This window comes from Sphingobium sp. Leaf26 (assembly GCF_001421665.1).
Lineage (GTDB): Bacteria > Pseudomonadota > Alphaproteobacteria > Sphingomonadales > Sphingomonadaceae > Sphingobium.
The window spans coordinates 101,885-118,295 of sequence record NZ_LMKV01000029.1 but is presented as its reverse complement, the minus strand read 5'-3'; the positions used below and the strand labels follow the sequence as shown (position 1 = coordinate 118,295).

The 16,411-nt window shown below is 63.8% G+C and carries 13 protein-coding genes; 10 read left to right on the top strand and 3 right to left on the bottom strand.

The window, feature by feature from the left end:
• Positions 1 to 156: 156 nt before the first annotated feature.
• Positions 157 to 3,669: an autotransporter domain-containing protein gene (locus ASE85_RS18060; RefSeq protein ID WP_056691743.1), complete on the bottom strand. Its 3,513-nt coding sequence runs from the start codon at positions 3,667 to 3,669 to the stop codon at positions 157 to 159.
• A gap of 331 nt (positions 3,670 to 4,000) precedes the next feature.
• Here ASE85_RS18060 and ASE85_RS18055 point away from each other — a divergent pair, with 331 nt between their 5' ends.
• From ASE85_RS18055 to ASE85_RS18040, 4 genes are read left to right on the top strand one after another with little or no spacing between them, the layout of a single operon-like run.
• On the top strand, positions 4,001 to 5,122 hold the full coding sequence (locus ASE85_RS18055; RefSeq protein ID WP_056691739.1) for a Ppx/GppA phosphatase family protein: 1,122 nt from the start codon (positions 4,001 to 4,003) through the stop codon (positions 5,120 to 5,122).
• Complete coding sequence (locus ASE85_RS18050) at positions 5,119 to 5,823, top strand: RlmE family RNA methyltransferase (protein WP_056691736.1); 705 nt, start codon at positions 5,119 to 5,121, stop codon at positions 5,821 to 5,823. Before ASE85_RS18055 ends, ASE85_RS18050 begins: the two co-directional genes overlap by 4 nt.
• 42 nt (positions 5,824 to 5,865) lie before the next feature.
• Positions 5,866 to 7,374 (top strand): YifB family Mg chelatase-like AAA ATPase, encoded by a 1,509-nt coding sequence (locus ASE85_RS18045; RefSeq protein ID WP_056691733.1) that lies wholly within the window; start codon positions 5,866 to 5,868, stop codon positions 7,372 to 7,374.
• 39 nt (positions 7,375 to 7,413) lie between these two features.
• Positions 7,414 to 7,965 (top strand): demethoxyubiquinone hydroxylase family protein, encoded by a 552-nt coding sequence (locus ASE85_RS18040; protein ID WP_056691729.1) that lies wholly within the window; start codon positions 7,414 to 7,416, stop codon positions 7,963 to 7,965.
• Positions 7,966 to 8,307: 342 nt separating this feature from the next.
• Here the strand turns inward: ASE85_RS18040 and ASE85_RS18035 are convergent, their stop codons facing one another.
• Both ASE85_RS18035 and ASE85_RS18030 read right to left on the bottom strand, forming a co-directional pair.
• Positions 8,308 to 8,691, bottom strand: a complete 384-nt coding sequence (locus ASE85_RS18035) for a bactofilin family protein (RefSeq protein ID WP_200928396.1) — start codon at positions 8,689 to 8,691, stop codon at positions 8,308 to 8,310.
• Complete coding sequence (locus ASE85_RS18030) at positions 8,672 to 9,841, bottom strand: M23 family metallopeptidase (protein WP_082462913.1); 1,170 nt, start codon at positions 9,839 to 9,841, stop codon at positions 8,672 to 8,674. The genes ASE85_RS18035 and ASE85_RS18030 overlap by 20 nt, the downstream gene beginning before the upstream one ends.
• 524 nt (positions 9,842 to 10,365) lie before the next feature.
• Between ASE85_RS18030 and rpsL the strand changes: the two genes are divergently transcribed.
• From rpsL to rplC, 6 genes are all read left to right on the top strand, one after another.
• Positions 10,366 to 10,737 carry a 30S ribosomal protein S12 gene (gene rpsL, locus ASE85_RS18025; RefSeq protein WP_056692058.1) on the top strand — a complete coding sequence of 124 codons (372 nt, stop codon included), beginning with the start codon at positions 10,366 to 10,368 and terminating at the stop codon, positions 10,735 to 10,737.
• Between the two features lie 13 nt (positions 10,738 to 10,750).
• Positions 10,751 to 11,221 carry a 30S ribosomal protein S7 gene (gene rpsG / locus ASE85_RS18020; protein WP_056691721.1) on the top strand — a complete coding sequence of 157 codons (471 nt, stop codon included), beginning with the start codon at positions 10,751 to 10,753 and terminating at the stop codon, positions 11,219 to 11,221.
• Positions 11,222 to 11,409: 188 nt separating this feature from the next.
• A complete protein-coding gene (gene fusA, locus ASE85_RS18015; protein WP_056691718.1) occupies positions 11,410 to 13,503 on the top strand; it encodes an elongation factor G in 2,094 nt (697 codons plus the stop codon).
• Positions 13,504 to 13,639: 136 nt separating this feature from the next.
• Entirely contained in the window at positions 13,640 to 14,830 is a 1,191-nt protein-coding gene (gene tuf, locus ASE85_RS18010; protein ID WP_056691715.1) for an elongation factor Tu, read from the top strand.
• A 207-nt stretch (positions 14,831 to 15,037) separates the two neighbouring features.
• Positions 15,038 to 15,346, top strand: coding sequence for a 30S ribosomal protein S10 (gene rpsJ / locus ASE85_RS18005; RefSeq protein ID WP_006960299.1), 309 nt, complete (start codon positions 15,038 to 15,040; stop codon positions 15,344 to 15,346).
• A gap of 315 nt (positions 15,347 to 15,661) precedes the next feature.
• Positions 15,662 to 16,411 (top strand): 50S ribosomal protein L3, encoded by a 750-nt coding sequence (gene rplC, locus ASE85_RS18000; protein ID WP_056691712.1) that lies wholly within the window; start codon positions 15,662 to 15,664, stop codon positions 16,409 to 16,411.

The window sequence follows — 16,411 nt, the reverse complement described above, 5'->3', positions numbered from 1 at the left end:
TTGGACAGGAAGGAACGGCCCTTCGACAGGCTCGGGGCGAACGGACTTTATTCCAATCCGATCTGCCGCCTCCCGTTGTATCAGGGATGTCATCCACCCCCAACGAAAAGGGCCGCCCAAACGGGCGGCCCTTTCCTTTCGGCTGGGAGCCGGAAATCAGAAGCGGAACTTCACGCCCGCGCGATAGCTCTGATATTTGACGTCGCTGCGCCAGGCAGTGGTGTCGGCTGACAGGGTCAGGTCGATATTGCCGGTGGTGACCGTCAGCCCGCCGCCGATCTCGCCCCAATTCTTGTCCTGCCCGCCCAGCGCGAAGGGCGCCATGCTGCCGGTGCCGCCGACCAGATTGGCCAGGAACCAGCCCGGCTGGTCGTTGAATTCATGGACGAAGTTGGCGGTGACATAGGGTTTGAAGCCGCCCATGTCGGACTTGATCGTGGCGCCCAGACGCCCCTGCGCGCTGCGGATCGCATGGCGCTTGATGACCAAAGCCGCGTCGCCGCCATATTCCGCCAGATTGCCCGAGCTGATATAGGCACCGCGGATCGAGGCACGGGGCACGATGCTGAACGTGTCGCCACCCAGCGCCTTGCTGAGGCCCAGTTCACCCGACAGCGCCAGTTCCTGGTCGCTGCCATAGAGGGTGTAGGGGTTCACCCCAACCGCGAAGGAACGGCGCGACCGGGTGGCCATTGTGCCGGCGCTGCCGACCGCATCCAGCTTCAACCCGCCAAGGTCGAAGGCGCCGTAGACGGTACCCTGATAGAGGCGGGCACGCGCCCAGTCGCTGGCGCCGGTATTGCCCTTCAATTCGCTGAAGGAGGCGGCGAGGCCGATCACGCCATTGGTGCCGAACGCCTTTTCGACGCCGATCGCGGCGTACCAGCCATCGAACTGGTCGTTGCCCAGCGGCACGGCGGTCCGCATCGGGGACGCCTTGCCGTCGATATAACCGCCGGCCAGGAAGGCGCTCATATCGTCGGGCAGCACGCCTTCGCGGGTGGTGGTGTCGCTGTTGCCACTCTGGTCCATGCCGAGGTCGATATTGTTCAGGCTGGCGGCGGCGAGCTGGATCGGCTGGCCGGTCATGGTCAGCGTGCCGCCGAGCGAACCGGCGTCCAGCTTGGTCAGGCGGTCGCGATAGAAGCGCGCCATATTGTCGTTCAGCACCTCGGCCATCGACGTCTTGAGCGTTTCGGTGCGCGGCGCCATGCCCTCGAACGTCGCCTGGATGCCTGCCACGCTCAGCAGGTCAGCCTCGCCATAGAGGTTGGCGTAATTCGCATAGAGGCTGCGATTCTGGTCGAGCAGCTTGGCGAAGCTGGTCTGGTTCGGCGATGCGCCGTTGACGACATCGGCATAGAGGCCGGCGTCGATCCGCACGCTGACGCTATTGTCGCCATAGATCAGCACCGGCTTCAGGATCGCCGATAGCTGGGCCGGAGCGGTGAAGGTGCCGTCGACGCCGCCTTCGGCCGTGACGAATGTATATTGGTTGCCATAGCGGACCTTGGTGCCGGTGGTCGCGCCGAACACGACCCGGCCGCCGACCGCCGCGATGCCGTCGATCGGATCGCCGACCGCGAGCAGCGAGACGTCGCCATCGGCCTGCGCCGCGGTGATAGCGGCTGCGCTGCCCTGGGCCTGACGCTGGTCCTGGCCGCCGCCTTCGCCACCGGTCGGCGGGGTTTCGACTTCGCCTTCGCCATCATCTTCGACGAAGCGGGTGGCCTTGACCGCCAGCACATCGGACACGCCATTGGCGCCCAGGTCGATATGCAGCGTGCTGCCGGAGGTCAGGATCGCATTGCCCTCGACGCTCAGCGTGCCGATGGTGCCGATGCCGCCCGGTGCGATGGTGCCCAGTACATTGGTGAAGAAGGGCGCGCGTACCGTGCCCTTGCCCGACAACAGGCCGGTCATCAGGAAATAGTCGCCGGGGGTCGTGACGCTGCCGTCGACATTCACCACGCCGGCCAGATGGGAAATATCCATCAGGCTGGTCAGCGAACCGTCCGCCGTGACGTCCAGCGTGGCGCCGGTGCCCGAAATGGTGAAGCGGTCGACCGTGGCGTCGATGTCCAGCGTGGTCTTGCCGGCCGCGCTCAGCGTCACGTCATAATAACGACCGATGACCCCGGCCGAGGCGACAGGGTCGATGTTGTTCGGTACGAAGCCGGTGGCGCCGGGCAGGCCGTTGGCCAGCGTCGGGCCGGGCAGGGCCTGGGTGGTGACTTCGCCATCGTCGGCGTCGCCTTCCGCCTGCGCTTCGAGGATGGTGCCGTCGGCCAGCGAGGCGCTCGTGCCATTGGGGCTGCGTTCGGCGATTTCCACCTTGCCCTTGTTGTTGGACACGGTCGTAGTGCCGGACGCCGTCGTGGCGGCGGGGGTGGCGCTGCCGTCGCCCTCTTCAACCGCGACACCGTTCACATAGAGCGTGCCGGTGCCGACATCATAGCAGATGCCGTCGGGCTGGTAGCAGAGCTGGCCGAACTTCTGCGCGTCGTCATCACCAAAGGCGCCTGCGCCCGGCGTGGTCGGCACACCATTCACAAGCTGGCCTGTGCTGTCGATGATCCGGTAATTGGGGTCGAGCGCCGTGATCCAGTGGTCGGCGTCGCTCCACTTGCCGTCGCCCGCCTTGGCGGTGGCATAGCGATAGGGATTGTTCTGCGCGATCCAGTCCCAGAACAGATAGAGCGGCTGGTAGAAGGAGGAGCCGCCATAGGAACTGGCCGGCTGGTCGAGGAAGTAGCGGCTGCCGCCCGACAGGACGCCGATCACCGTCTTTTCGTCGAACGCCTGGTCCAGGATCAGCGGGCCGCCCGAATCGCCACCGGCTGTGCTGCCTTCATTGGGCAGGGCGTCGTCCTTGAACAGGTTGAAGTCGAACGGATTTTCTCGCGTCGGATCGTCGAAATCGGTGTGATAGAGATTCTGCGAATAGCCGCTGCCACCGCCGAACAGGAAGCCGTCGACATCGTCCAGCGAACCCAGCAGGCCCAGGAAATTCTCGGCCGACTTGCGGCGGAAGTCGATGCCATAGCTGTTGCCGGTCGTGCCGCTGCCGCTGCGGCCATAGCCGGTGATCGCCACATGATAGCCGGTACCGGTCGTCTCGCTGATCGAGGAGGGGGCGGGCAGGGCGGAGAAGAGGACGGTCCAGGTCGGCACGTCGGCGGCGGGCGTGTCCAGCGTGGCCATGGCGACGTCGCCATAAAGGAAGCTGAGCGCTGGCGGATCGAGCGAGTCCGGATGATAGGCGATATTGTTGACGTTATAGACGCTCAGCGCCGTGTTGGTCGTATAATTGTTCGACAGCCAGTCGATCAGGCCGGGGCGGGCGTCCGCCTCGAACGCGAAGGCCACGGGCACGCCGCCATTCACCGTGCTGTAATCGGCCGAGGTGCGATCGTTGACGCAGTGCGCCGCGAAGATGACGGTGCGCGGATTGATGAGCGTGCCGGTGCAGACGAACCCATCGTCCCGATACATGATGCCGACGCCGTTGACGCCGCTGTCGAGAATATCCTGGGGCGTCTTGTCGTCGGCCGGCACGACCGCCTGCGCGGCAGGTGCGATGCTGAGCGCGGCGACGGCGGCGGAAGCGAGAAGGGCGGTACGTCCGGCGCGCGCCAACAGGCTCACGCCATTCTTGCGAATGTGCATGTTAAAAACTCCCCAAAGACCGGGACGGACGCTAACCAACTGTATTGTGCAAGACAATCAGTCGAAGGAAGAAAGTCGGCACTTGTTTCATAAAGGTCACAATGATGACTGATTTATCCCATATTAATCCGTTACTAACGATGATTGTCATTCATTATCCGATCGTAATGAAATCGACCGCGCGTGTTTGATGGGGTCGGCGCGGCGGCGGTCGTGTCGATCCGTCCGCTGATCGGCGGGTCGCTTGCGCATTGCGCCATATCTGCCTAAGCATGGAATCAAGTTCCGGCTCCGCTTTTGGGGGCTGGCGAGTGCAGAAGTGAGTTACGGCATGGTGCAGCAGAGCCGCCCATCGCCGCAGAGTTCCGGCCCGGCCGGCCGTTATGCGGGCAAGCGTGCCCGCTCCGGTCCGGGCGATGGGAGCAAGGCTGCGGCCATTCCGCCCCCGCCGGTACAGCGGGTCTTTCCGCCCCATGGCGCGCGCGATCGCCGATCCTATGCCGCGATCGACCTGGGCACCAATAATTGCCGCCTGCTGATCGCCAAGCCGTCTGCCGACGGCTTCATCGTCGTGGATGCCTTTTCGCGGATCGTGCGGCTGGGCGAGGGGCTGGCCGCCACCGGCCGGATCAGCGATGCGGCGATCGACCGTGCGATCTCGGCGCTTTCCGTCTGCGCCGACAAGCTGCGCCGCCGCCACGTCACGCTGGCGCGGTCGGTCGCGACCGAGGCCTGCCGCCGCGCGTCCAACGGGGCGGAGTTCATCCAGCGCGTCTATCAGGAAACCGGCATCGCGCTCGACATCATCAGCGCGCAGGAAGAAGCGCGGCTGGCGGTGCTGGGCTGTCATGCTCTGCTGGAGCCGGGCGACGGGCCGGCGCTGATCTTCGATATCGGCGGCGGATCGACCGAACTGGTGCTGGTCGATTCGCATGGCACGACCGGCGCGCCGCGCATTGTCGACTGGGTGAGTGCGCCCTGGGGCGTGGTGTCGCTGACCGAGAGCGAAGCGTTCGACCATGGCGACGCCGCCGACCGGCTGGCCGCATACGAACGGATGCGCGCGCGGGTGACGGAGGCTTTCTCGCCGCTGGCGCGCCGCCTGCCCAAGGATGCGCAGGATATCCGCCTGCTTGGTACGTCGGGCACGGTGACGACGCTGGCGAGCCTGCATCTGGGCCTGCCGCGTTACGACCGGCAGGCGATCGATGGCCTGATCGTGCCGTGCGAATCGATGCGCGCGATTTCGAATCGCCTGTCCGGCATGGGTCTGGCGGAGCGGCAGAAGCTGCCCTGCATCGGCACCGAACGCGCCGATCTGGTGGTGGCGGGCTGCGCCATTTTGGAATCGATCCTCGACATCTGGCCGGCGGAGCGACTGGGCGTCGCCGACCGGGGCATTCGCGAGGGTATTTTACGCGGCCTGATGGACCGCGACGGGAGAGTGATGTGAGGGGTTCTGGTGTCGGCAAGGTGCGGGTCAAGACCGCCAAGGGCCGTACGGCGCAGTCGGTGCGCTGGCTGGAGCGGCATCTGAACGACCCCTATGTCCGCAAGGCGAAGGCGGAAGGCTGGCGCAGCCGCGCCGCGTTCAAGCTGATCGAACTGGACGAGAAATTTCACTTCGTGAAGGGATCGAAGGCCGTCGTCGACCTTGGCGTCGCGCCGGGCGGATGGGCGCAGGTGGTGCGGAAGATGGCGCCGAAAGCGGCGGTGGTGGGCATCGACCTGCTGCCGGTCGATCCGATCGGGGGCGTCACCCTGTTCGAAATGGATTTCATGGACGACAAGGCGCCGCAGATGCTGCGCGATGCGCTGGGCGACGCGCCGGACCTGGTGATTTCCGACATGGCGGCCAATACGGTCGGCCATGCCGCGACCGACCATCTGCGCACCATGGGGCTGGTCGAGGCAGCGGCCTGGTTCGCGGTGGAGAATCTGCGCAAGGGCGGCACGTTCGTCGCCAAGGTGTTCGCGGGCGGCACGGACGGCGAATTGCTGGTGCTGCTCAAGAAGAATTTCACGACGATCAAGCACGCCAAGCCACCGGCCAGCCGCAAGGGCAGCGTCGAATGGTATGTCGTGGCGCAGGGATTCAAGGGGCGGCCCGATGAACCTGAACGGGATCGGGCGGGCGCACCGGTAGAAGAATAGTCCGGTGACGGACTGACGGGGCAGCGGAAAAGGCGGGGGCATTTGGTCGCAACGGTATCGACGGTCGCCTATCTGGGGCTGGAGGCGCGCGCCGTGGAGGTGCAGTGCCAGCTTGTCCCCGGCCTCCCCAATTTCATTCTGGTCGGCCTGCCGGACAAGGCGGTGGCCGAAAGCCGCGAGCGGGTGCGCAACGCGATCGCCGCGATCGGGCTTTCATTGCCGCCCAAGCGCATCACGGTGAACCTGTCGCCCGCCGACCTGCCCAAGGAAGGATCGCATTTCGACCTGCCCATCGCGCTTGCGCTGCTGGGGGCGATGGGCGTGTTGGATGCCGAGACGCTGTCGGGCTATGTCGTCGTCGGCGAACTGGGGCTGGACGGGCGCACCGCGCCGTCGCCCGGCGTGCTGCTGGCCGCTCTCCATGCGGGCGAACAGGACAAGGGGCTGGTCTGCCCGGTCGCGCAGGGCGCGGAAGCCGCCTGGGCCGGGGAGGTGGAAGTGGTCGCCGCGCCGGACCTGCTGAGTTTGCTCAACCATTTCAAGGGTATGTCGGCTTTATCGGCACCGCAGCCCGGCATAGTGGACGCGCCGGCGCGGGGCGCGGACCTGAAACAGGTCAAGGGGCAGGAAGTCGCCAAGCGGGCGCTGGAGATCGCCGCGGCGGGCGGGCACAACCTGCTGATGGTCGGGCCGCCGGGCGCTGGCAAGTCGCTGATGGCGAGTTGCCTGCCGGGAATACTTCCCGACATGACGCCATCCGAAGCGCTGGAAAGCTCCATGGTGGCGAGCGTCGCCGGCACGCTGGAGGGTGGACGGATCAGCCGGGCGCGGCCATTCCGCAATCCGCATCATAGCGCGTCGATGGCGGCTTTGGTCGGCGGCGGATTGAAGGCGCGACCGGGCGAGGTCAGCATGGCGCATCTGGGCGTGCTGTTCCTGGACGAATTGCCGGAGTTTCAGCGCACCGTGCTCGATTCGCTGCGCCAGCCGCTGGAGACGGGCGAGGTGACGGTGGCGCGGGCCAATGCGCATGTGACCTTTCCGGCAAGGGTGCAGTTGATCGCGGCGATGAACCCGTGCCGATGCGGCCATCTGGGCGATCCGGCGCTGGCCTGTTCCCGCGCGCCGCGCTGCGCGGCGGACTATCAGGCCAAGGTGTCGGGGCCTTTATTGGATCGCATCGACCTGCATGTCGAGGTGCAGGCGGTGACGGCGGCCGACCTGGTGCTGCCGCCGCCCGCCGAAGGATCGGCGGAGGTCGCGGCGCGGGTCGCGGCGGCGCGGAGTTTGCAGACGGCGCGCTATGCCGGGACGAAGGTGCGCACCAATGCCGAGGTGGATGGCGAGCGGCTGGAGGACGTCGCCGGGCCGGACGAGGCTGGACGGCAACTGCTGGCGCAGGCCGCCGCCGCGATGAAGCTGTCGGCGCGCGGCTATACGCGGGTGCTGCGCGTGGCTCGCACGATCGCCGATCTGGCGGGCGCGGAGCGGGTCGGGCGGGTGCATGTGGCGGAGGCGTTGAGTTATCGGCGACGGGCGCCGGTGAATTGAAAGTAGATTTCCAAAATCACATTGCGACATCGAGGCGAAATGACGATCACCGCGCGCCTGAATATCGGTGAGAGCCTTGGCGATCGCGTGATGAAAGTCGATCATGCTGGCGAGCATGGCGCTGTCTGCATCTATCATGTTCAGAAATGGTTCGCGCGATGGCGAGCGCCGGACATGATCGGCGACCTCGATCATTTCATCACGCACGAGCGCCAGCATCGCGCATTGTTCGGCCAGGAATTGCGACGCCGCGGGCAGCGCCGATGTCGCAGCTACCTATGGTGTGGCTTGGGTGGCGTCGCTCTTGGCGCTATCACCGGATTGGCAGGACGGCATGCGATTGCCGCAACGACTGTAGCGATCGAACGGGCCGTGCTGATGCACATGTATGAGCAGATTGAGGCGCTGGCGGGAATAGATCAGGAGGCAGTCGCCATATTGCGGCATATCATCGTTGAGGAGCAGGAGCATCATGATGTTTCGCTCGCCAATATGAATCCGCATGGTTTCTGGCCAAGACTGCTGGAGCCAGTCGTTGGATTATCCACGCATGCAGTGATCTGGCTCGGGATGAATCTGCGAAGTCGTTAATGGCAATTCCAGCGAAGACCCATTGTTCGCATGCTTTGACAGGCTCTGCACGAACGGCTGGGCGGTATCAGGGCAGCGGTTTGACGCTGACCAGCGTGCAGATGCCGATAAAGAGGCCGCTGATCGCGAAGCCGAGCAGGAAACGACGGATGTCGGGCCAGAAGTCGGGACGTTCCATGGCGCACCTCTTCCCTTTGGGATGATGGCGCGGGGGTTAGGAGCGTGGCAGGCAGGTTGCCAGTGACAAATATGGTTAGAGGCTCAACACGCCCGTTCGTTCTTGCAACGTACAAAGAAAGAAGGGCCCTTCGACAAGCTCAGGGCGAACGGAGGGTTTAGTTCTCAACCCGCGCTGTCGTTGGCGATCAGCTTCAATTCGGCGGTGGGGGTGTCGCTGTCCTTGGGGCGGAAGCGGCCTTCGATGCGGCTGCCCGGTTCGATCGTGATGCGTTCATAGACGACGTCGCCGGTGATGCGGGCGCTGCTTTCCACCACCAGTTCGCCGGCCGTGATCGACCCGTCGACCAGGCCGGCGAGGCGCGCGCTCTGCGCCGTCACATGGCCGGTGATGCGGCTGTCCGGTCCCTGCACCAGCGCGGCGCAACTGATGTCGCCATCGATCACGCCGTCGACATGCAGGTCCACGCTGGCGGTCAGGTTGCCGGCGATGCTGACGTCGCCGCCGATCAGCGAGAAGGGGATGGACTTACCCCCGGTCGCGGACATCGGCGAAACGGGCCGTGGCGATTTGCTGGACTTGGAGAACATCTTTGCGGGCCTCCAGGAAGGGGCGGGGATTGACGGCCTGACCGTTCAGCCGGACCTCGAAATGCAGATGGGTGCCGGTCGAGCGGCCGGTCGAGCCCATGCGGCCGATCGTGTCGCCGCGTGCGATCTTCTGCCCGACATGGGCAGCGAAGCCGGACAGGTGGGCATAGCGGGTCATGATGCCGTTGCCATGCTCCACCTCGACCACATTGCCATAGCCCTGACGCTGGCCGACATAGCTGACCTTGCCATCGGCGGCGGCGTTGATCGGCTGGCCGTAGCGGCCGGGAAAGTCGAGGCCGGCATGGAAGGCGGCATGGCCGTTGAACGGGTCGCGGCGATATCCATAGCTGCTCGTCAGCATCGGCGATCCGGTGGGCTGGCCCGACGGGATGGTGAGCAGGCTGCGCTCCAGAAACTCCATGCGCGACATGGCGTCGGCCAGATTTTCCAGTTCGCCAGTCATCGCGCCCTTGTCGCCTTTCCAGGGGACGAAGGGGCCGCCTTGCGCACGAGCGGCGCTGCGGGCGAGCGTGTCGGGGTTGAGGCCGAAGCTGCGGATGGCGGCGGCGGCCTTGTCGGCGCGGCGCTCGACCGCATGGGTCAACAACAAGGCGAAGCGGCGCTGGCGCTGTTCCAGTTTGACCAGCGGCGCGGCTTCAGGCGCCATGCTGATCTTGGCATTCAGCTTTTCCGCTCCTTCGGCCTTTGCGTCGCTTTTCTCTTCACCGACCAGATCGGCGCCGGCATCCTTGCCGTCTTCGGCCCCGAAATGGGTCTTGTAGAGATCGTCCATGAAGTCCTGGCGGGTCTTGAGATCCTGCGCCAGATCCTCGACCGACTGGCGATAGCCCTCCACCTTGCTGGCGGCACTGGCGACGGACTTGCCCTGCTGCGCCAGTGCGGCGCGCTGCTGTTCGACCGAGGCGCTGCCGGCGAGCATGGAGACGGTGACGCCGGCCCAGCCGATCAGCGCGGCGGAAAGGGCGCCGGCCGCCACGAGTTGCGCGCGGCGGGAAATGCGGATGAATTTGACCTGGCCACCGGAGCGCAGGAAAATCTCCCGCTCAGGGCAGAGGGCGTTGAGCCGGTCCCGGAGACCGGCCATTCCCTTCTTCTTCTGATGCGACAATGCGACCCCGCGACTCTAAAACCATCATTCTTTTGCCCGCGGGGCCGGTAGCAAAGCTTTGCCTATCGCGCGAATCCATGGCTGCGGACTCGTGACGAGTCGAAAGTCGAACGGGACGAAACGAGGATCGGGCGCTTTGGTTCCGTGCACATGACGGCATTTTTCATTTTTTCGCCTCTTTTCGTCGGCCGTGGCGGCCGCGCCTTTCAGCGGTCGCAAATCGCCATCTGGTCCCGCGCTACCGTCAGGGGGCGCCTTGCTTGACCGGATCTGTGTGCATCGCTATAGGCGCGGCTGCCCAGCGGCGTGGATGTGCGGAGACTCGGTCTTCTCCCGTCCTTATTCTGGGCGCTTTTTAGAGCTGAACATTGCCGGGTGCTCTTGCGGCTCCAGGGGGCTTATGCCCACCGGGGCCTTTGCCGTTTGGTCGAATCTCTCGTCCGGACGGTGCAAAACGCGGGGACGTCCAGGTAAAGTAACTGAAAAAGGTGAAGGGCTTCATGCCAACAATCAACCAGCTGGTCCGCAAGGGCCGCGATCCGCAGAAGGCCAAGAGCAAGGTCCCTGCAATGGAGGCGAATCCGCAGAAGCGCGGCGTTTGCACCCGTGTCTACACCACGACCCCGAAGAAGCCGAACTCGGCGCTTCGTAAGGTTGCGAAGGTGCGTCTGGTCAACCAGCGCGAAGTCATCACCTATATTCCGGGTGAAGGCCACAACCTTCAGGAGCACAGCGTCGTGCTGATCCGTGGCGGCCGCGTACGCGATCTTCCCGGTGTGCGTTACCATGTGCTGCGCGGCGTTCTGGATACCCAGGGCGTCAAGGATCGTAAGCAGAGCCGTTCGAAGTACGGCGCGAAGCGTCCGAAGTAAGGGAGACTAAAATATGTCACGTCGTCGTCGCCCCGAAAAGCGCATCATCCTGCCCGATCCCAAGTTCGGTGATATCGTGCTGTCCAAGTTCATGAACAGCATCATGCAGGACGGCAAGAAGGCCGTTGCTGAATCGATCGTCTATGGCGCTCTCGAAACTGTCGAGACCCGCGCCAAGAAGGATCCGATCGGCATGTTCCATGACGCGCTGAACAACATCAAGCCCGGCATCGAAGTCCGCAGCCGCCGCGTCGGCGGTGCGACCTATCAGGTGCCTGTCGAAGTTCGTCCCGAACGTTCGCAGGCCCTGGCGATTCGCTGGCTGATCACCGCCGCGCGCAACCGCAGCGAAACCACGATGGCCGCGCGCCTGTCGGGTGAGTTGCTGGACGCCGCCAACAACCGCGGCAATGCCGTGAAGAAGCGCGAAGACACGCACCGCATGGCGGAAGCGAACCGCGCCTTCTCGCACTACCGCTGGTAACAGCGGTAGCGGCAGAAACGCCGCTGGTAATAGCAGGGCGGGCGCTGATGTGCCCGCTTTGTCATTCGGCTACCAAAATCGGTCCGTTCGCCGGGGGTGTCTACCCATGGCGGACGGATTGGTTTAGGGGCCACGCGCAATATAAACGAATCCCCTCACAGCCGGTGCGCCGGCAACGGAGAAGCATCATGGCCCGCAGCCATCCGCTCGAACATTATCGAAACTTCGGTATCATGGCGCATATCGACGCCGGCAAGACCACGACGACCGAGCGTATCCTTTACTATACCGGCAAGTCCTACAAGATCGGCGAAGTCCATGACGGCGCCGCCACGATGGACTGGATGGAGCAGGAGCAGGAGCGTGGTATCACCATCACGTCGGCTGCGACGACGTGCGTGTGGAAGGCTGCCGAGGGTCAAGGCCCCGAGCATCGTCTGAACATCATCGACACCCCCGGCCACGTCGACTTCACCATCGAAGTCGAACGTTCGCTGCGCGTGCTCGACGGCGCGGTCGCCGCATTCGACGGCGTTGCCGGCGTTGAGCCGCAGTCGGAAACGGTGTGGCGTCAGGCGGACAAGTACAAGGTTCCGCGGATGTGCTTCATCAACAAGCTCGACCGTACCGGCGCCAACTTCTATTATTGCGTGCAGACGATCATCGACCGTCTGGGTGCCAAGCCTGCCGTCCTGTATCTGCCCATCGGTGCGGAAGCGGACTTCAAGGGTCTGGTCGACCTGGTCGAAAACCGCGCGATCATCTGGAAGGATGAAAGCCTGGGCGCCGAATTCTTCTATGAGGAAATTCCGGCCGACCTGGCTGACAAGGCTGCCGAATATCGCGAAAAGCTGATCGAACTCGCCGTCGAACAGGACGACGAGGCGATGGAAGCCTATCTGGAAGGCAATGAGCCGGACACCGCGACCCTGAAGACGCTGATCCGCAAGGGCACGCTCAACCAGTCGTTTGTGCCGGTGCTGTGCGGTTCGGCCTTCAAGAACAAGGGCGTTCAGACCCTGCTCGACGCGGTCGTGGACTATCTGCCTTCGCCGCTGGACATCGAAGACGTGCAGGGCGTCAACCCCGACACCGACGAGCCGGACAGCCGCGAAACGTCGGACGACGCGCCCTTCTCTGGCCTGGCGTTCAAGATCATGAACGATCCGTTCGTCGGCTCGCTGACCTTCCTGCGCGTCTATTCGGGCACCCTGACCAAGGGCACCTATCTGAACTCGGTCAAGGACAAGAAGGAAAAGATCGGCCGCATGCTGCTGATGCACGCGAACAGCCGTGAAGACATCGATGCGGCCTATGCCGGCGACATCGTCGCGCTGGCCGGCATGAAGGAAACCACCACCGGGGACACGCTGTGCGCCGAGCGCAAGCCGATCATCCTGGAGCGGATGGAATTCCCCGAGCCGGTCATCGAACTGTCGGTGGAACCCAAGACCAAGGCCGACCAGGAAAAGATGGGCGTCGCGCTCAACCGCCTGGCTGCCGAAGATCCCTCGTTCCGCGTCTCGACCGATCACGAATCGGGCCAGACCATCATCAAGGGCATGGGCGAACTTCACCTCGAAATCCTGGTCGACCGCATGAAGCGCGAGTTCAAGGTCGAGGCGAATGTCGGTGCGCCGCAGGTGGCCTATCGCGAATATCTCAAGAAGCCGGTCGACATCGACTACACCCACAAGAAGCAGTCGGGCGGCACCGGCCAGTTCGGCCGCGTCAAGGTGAAGCTGACGCCGGGCGAGCGCGGTGCGGGCATCCTGTTCAAGGACGAGATCAAGGGCGGCAATATTCCCAAGGAATATATCCCCGCGATCGAGAAGGGCTTCCGCGAAACGGCGGCCACCGGTTCGCTGATCGGCTTCCCGATCATCGATTTCGAGATCGTGCTGTATGACGGCGCCTATCATGACGTCGATTCGTCGGCGCTGGCGTTCGAAATCTGCGCCCGCGCCGCGATGCGCGAAGCGGCGCAGAAGTCGGGCATCACCCTGCTCGAACCGGTCATGAAGGTCGAAGTCGTGACCCCGGAAGAATATCTGGGCGACGTCATCGGCGACATGAACAGCCGTCGTGGTCAGATCCAGGGCACCGACACGCGCGGCAACGCGCAGATCGTCGAGGCCATGGTTCCGCTGGCGAACATGTTCGGCTATGTGAACTCGCTGCGTTCCTTCACCCAGGGCCGTGCGAATTACTCGATGACCTTCTCGCATTATGACGAAGTGCCGCAGAATGTTGCGGACGAAGTCAAGGCGAAGATGGCCTGATGATTTCCCTGGCCGAGCCGTGCAATCGGCTCGGTTAGGGGCTGGTAATCTGTAAATTTGCTGCTATGGACGCGCCTTCGCGAGGCGCGGCCGAGCGGTCAGACCCAAGCTGATTTTGATTAGAAGGTAGGATAAAATGGCTAAGGCTAAGTTTGAGCGGAATAAGCCGCACTGCAACATCGGCACCATCGGTCACGTCGACCATGGCAAGACCTCGCTGACCGCAGCGATCACCAAGGTGCTGGCCGAAACCGGCGGCGCGACCTTTACGTCGTACGACAACATCGACAAGGCGCCCGAAGAGCGTGAGCGCGGCATCACCATTTCGACCGCCCACGTCGAATATGAAACCGAAGCCCGCCACTATGCGCACGTCGACTGCCCCGGCCACGCTGACTATGTGAAGAACATGATCACCGGTGCCGCTCAGATGGACGGCGCGATCCTGGTCGTTTCGGCCACCGACGGCCCGATGCCCCAGACCCGTGAGCACATCCTGCTCGCCCGTCAGGTCGGCGTGCCGCAGCTCGTCGTGTTCATGAACAAGGTCGATCTGGTCGACGACGCCGAAATCCTCGAGCTGGTCGAGCTGGAAATCCGCGAGCTGCTCAGCAGCTACGATTTCGACGGCGACAACATCCCCGTCATCCCCGGTTCGGCTGCTGCTGCCCTTCAGGACAAGACCCCTGAAATCGGCCATGACGCCGTGCTCAAGCTGATGGCTGCCGTCGACAGCTTCATCCCGCAGCCGGAGCGTCCGGTTGACCGTCCGTTCCTGATGCCGATCGAAGACGTGTTCTCGATCTCGGGTCGTGGTACGGTCGTGACCGGCCGCGTCGAAACCGGCATCGTCAAGGTTGGTGAAGAAGTCGAAATCGTTGGTCTGAAGGCCACCGCCAAGACCACCGTCACCGGCGTGGAAATGTTCCGCAAGCTGCTCGACGAAGGTCGTGCAGGCGACAACATCGGCGCCCTGGTGCGCGGCACGAAGCGTGAAGAAGTCGAGCGCGGCCAGGTTCTGGCCAAGCCCGGCACCATCACCCCGCACACCGAATTCGACGCCGAAGTCTATGTGCTGTCGAAGGAAGAAGGCGGCCGTCACACGCCGTTCTTCGCGAACTATCGTCCGCAGTTCTACTTCCGCACCACGGACGTGACCGGCGAAGTGATCCTGCCCGAAGGCACCGAAATGGTCATGCCTGGCGACAATGTGAAGCTCGGCATCAAGCTGATCGCCCCGATCGCCATGGATCCGGGTCTGCGCTTCGCCATCCGTGAAGGCGGTCGTACCGTCGGCGCAGGGGTTGTCGGCACGATCTCGAAGTAATATAGGACCGCAGCGGCGCGAATCGCCTGATTCGCGCCGCTGAGTTTTTAACCGCCCCGGATCGCCTTTCTCCTGCTCTGATGAGCTAGAAGGGCAGTTTACGGGGCGGATATTTTTTGGTTGGCGCATTTTTGTAAATCATCGGCTGCTCCGGCTGATTTTCATAAGCGCGCTGCGTTTTGGCTCTTTCGCATCGGTACAGGAACTATGGACAGCAACATCCGCATTCGCCTCAAGGCGTTCGATCATCGCGTGCTCGATCAGGCGACCGGCGACATCGCCGACACCGCCCGCCGCACCGGCGCCCTTATCCGCGGTCCCATTCCCCTTCCGACGCGCATCGAAAAGTTCACGGTCAACCGTGGCCCGCATGTCGACAAGAAGTCGCGCGAGCAGTTCGAGGTCCGCACCTACAAGCGTATGCTTGACATTGTGCAGCCGACGCCGCAGACGGTCGACGCGCTGATGAAGCTGGACCTCGCGGCCGGCGTCAACGTCGAGATCAAACTCGCTTAAGCGGGTTTGCCTATAGCCCCGGCGAAGGCCGGGGTGGGCAAGCCGGCAAGTCCCTGCCTTCCTCGAAGAGGGCAGGGTATCGGGTATTACGCCAAGGCGTAAGCTCAAACGGACACAAGGGATACCGCACGGCCTCATCCGGTTAACCGGAATGGCCCGTGGTTATGGTCCCCCGTCGTCTTTCCCGAGAGGGATTGGCATCTAACCCGGACGGGGTGATCTATAGTTGGGTTGGGCCGCAAAGGAGAAATCCTGAGCGGTTTTTTCGTTGGATACGCCCGCTGCTAAGGCGGGCCTCTATGGGAGTAACAAGTGATGCGCACAGGCGTGATCGCTAAGAAAGTCGGGATGACCCGTCTGTTCCAGGAGGACGGACGTCACGTTCCAGTTACGGTTCTGGCCCTTGAGGGCAACCAGGTCGTGGCACGCAAGGATGTCGACAGCGACGGCTATGTGGCCGTTCAGCTCGGTGCCGGCGTTGCCAAGGTGAAGAATGTCGCCAAGCCGCAGCGTGGCCACTTCGCCAAGGCCGAAGTCGAGCCAAAGGCTCGCCTGGTCGAATTCCGCGTCGCCGAGGATGCACTCCTCGACGTCGGCGTCGAAATCGCCGCAGACCATTTCATCGCCGGCCAGCTGGTCGACGTTGCAGGGCACACCCAGGGTAAGGGTTTTGCCGGTGCCATGAAGCGCTGGGGCTTCGGCGGTATGCGCGCCACGCACGGCGTGTCGATCAGCCACCGTGCCCATGGTTCGACTGGTAACCGTCAGGATCCGGGTCGCGTCTTCAAGAACAAGAAGATGGCCGGCCACATGGGTGACCGCGAGCGTACGCAGCAGAACCTCGAAATCGTCCGTACGGACGTCGAGCGTGGCCTGCTGTTCGTCAAGGGTTCGGTCCCCGGTGCCAAGGGCACCTGGCTGACCGTCAGCGACGCCGTCAAGGTGAAGCGCCCGGCCGACGCGCCGTACCCGGCCAGCCTGAAGGCTGCCGCCAACAGCAACACCGCTGCGGAAACGCCTGCTGAAGCAGCCGCGCCCGAAGCGACCGAAGGCCAGGAGGGCTAA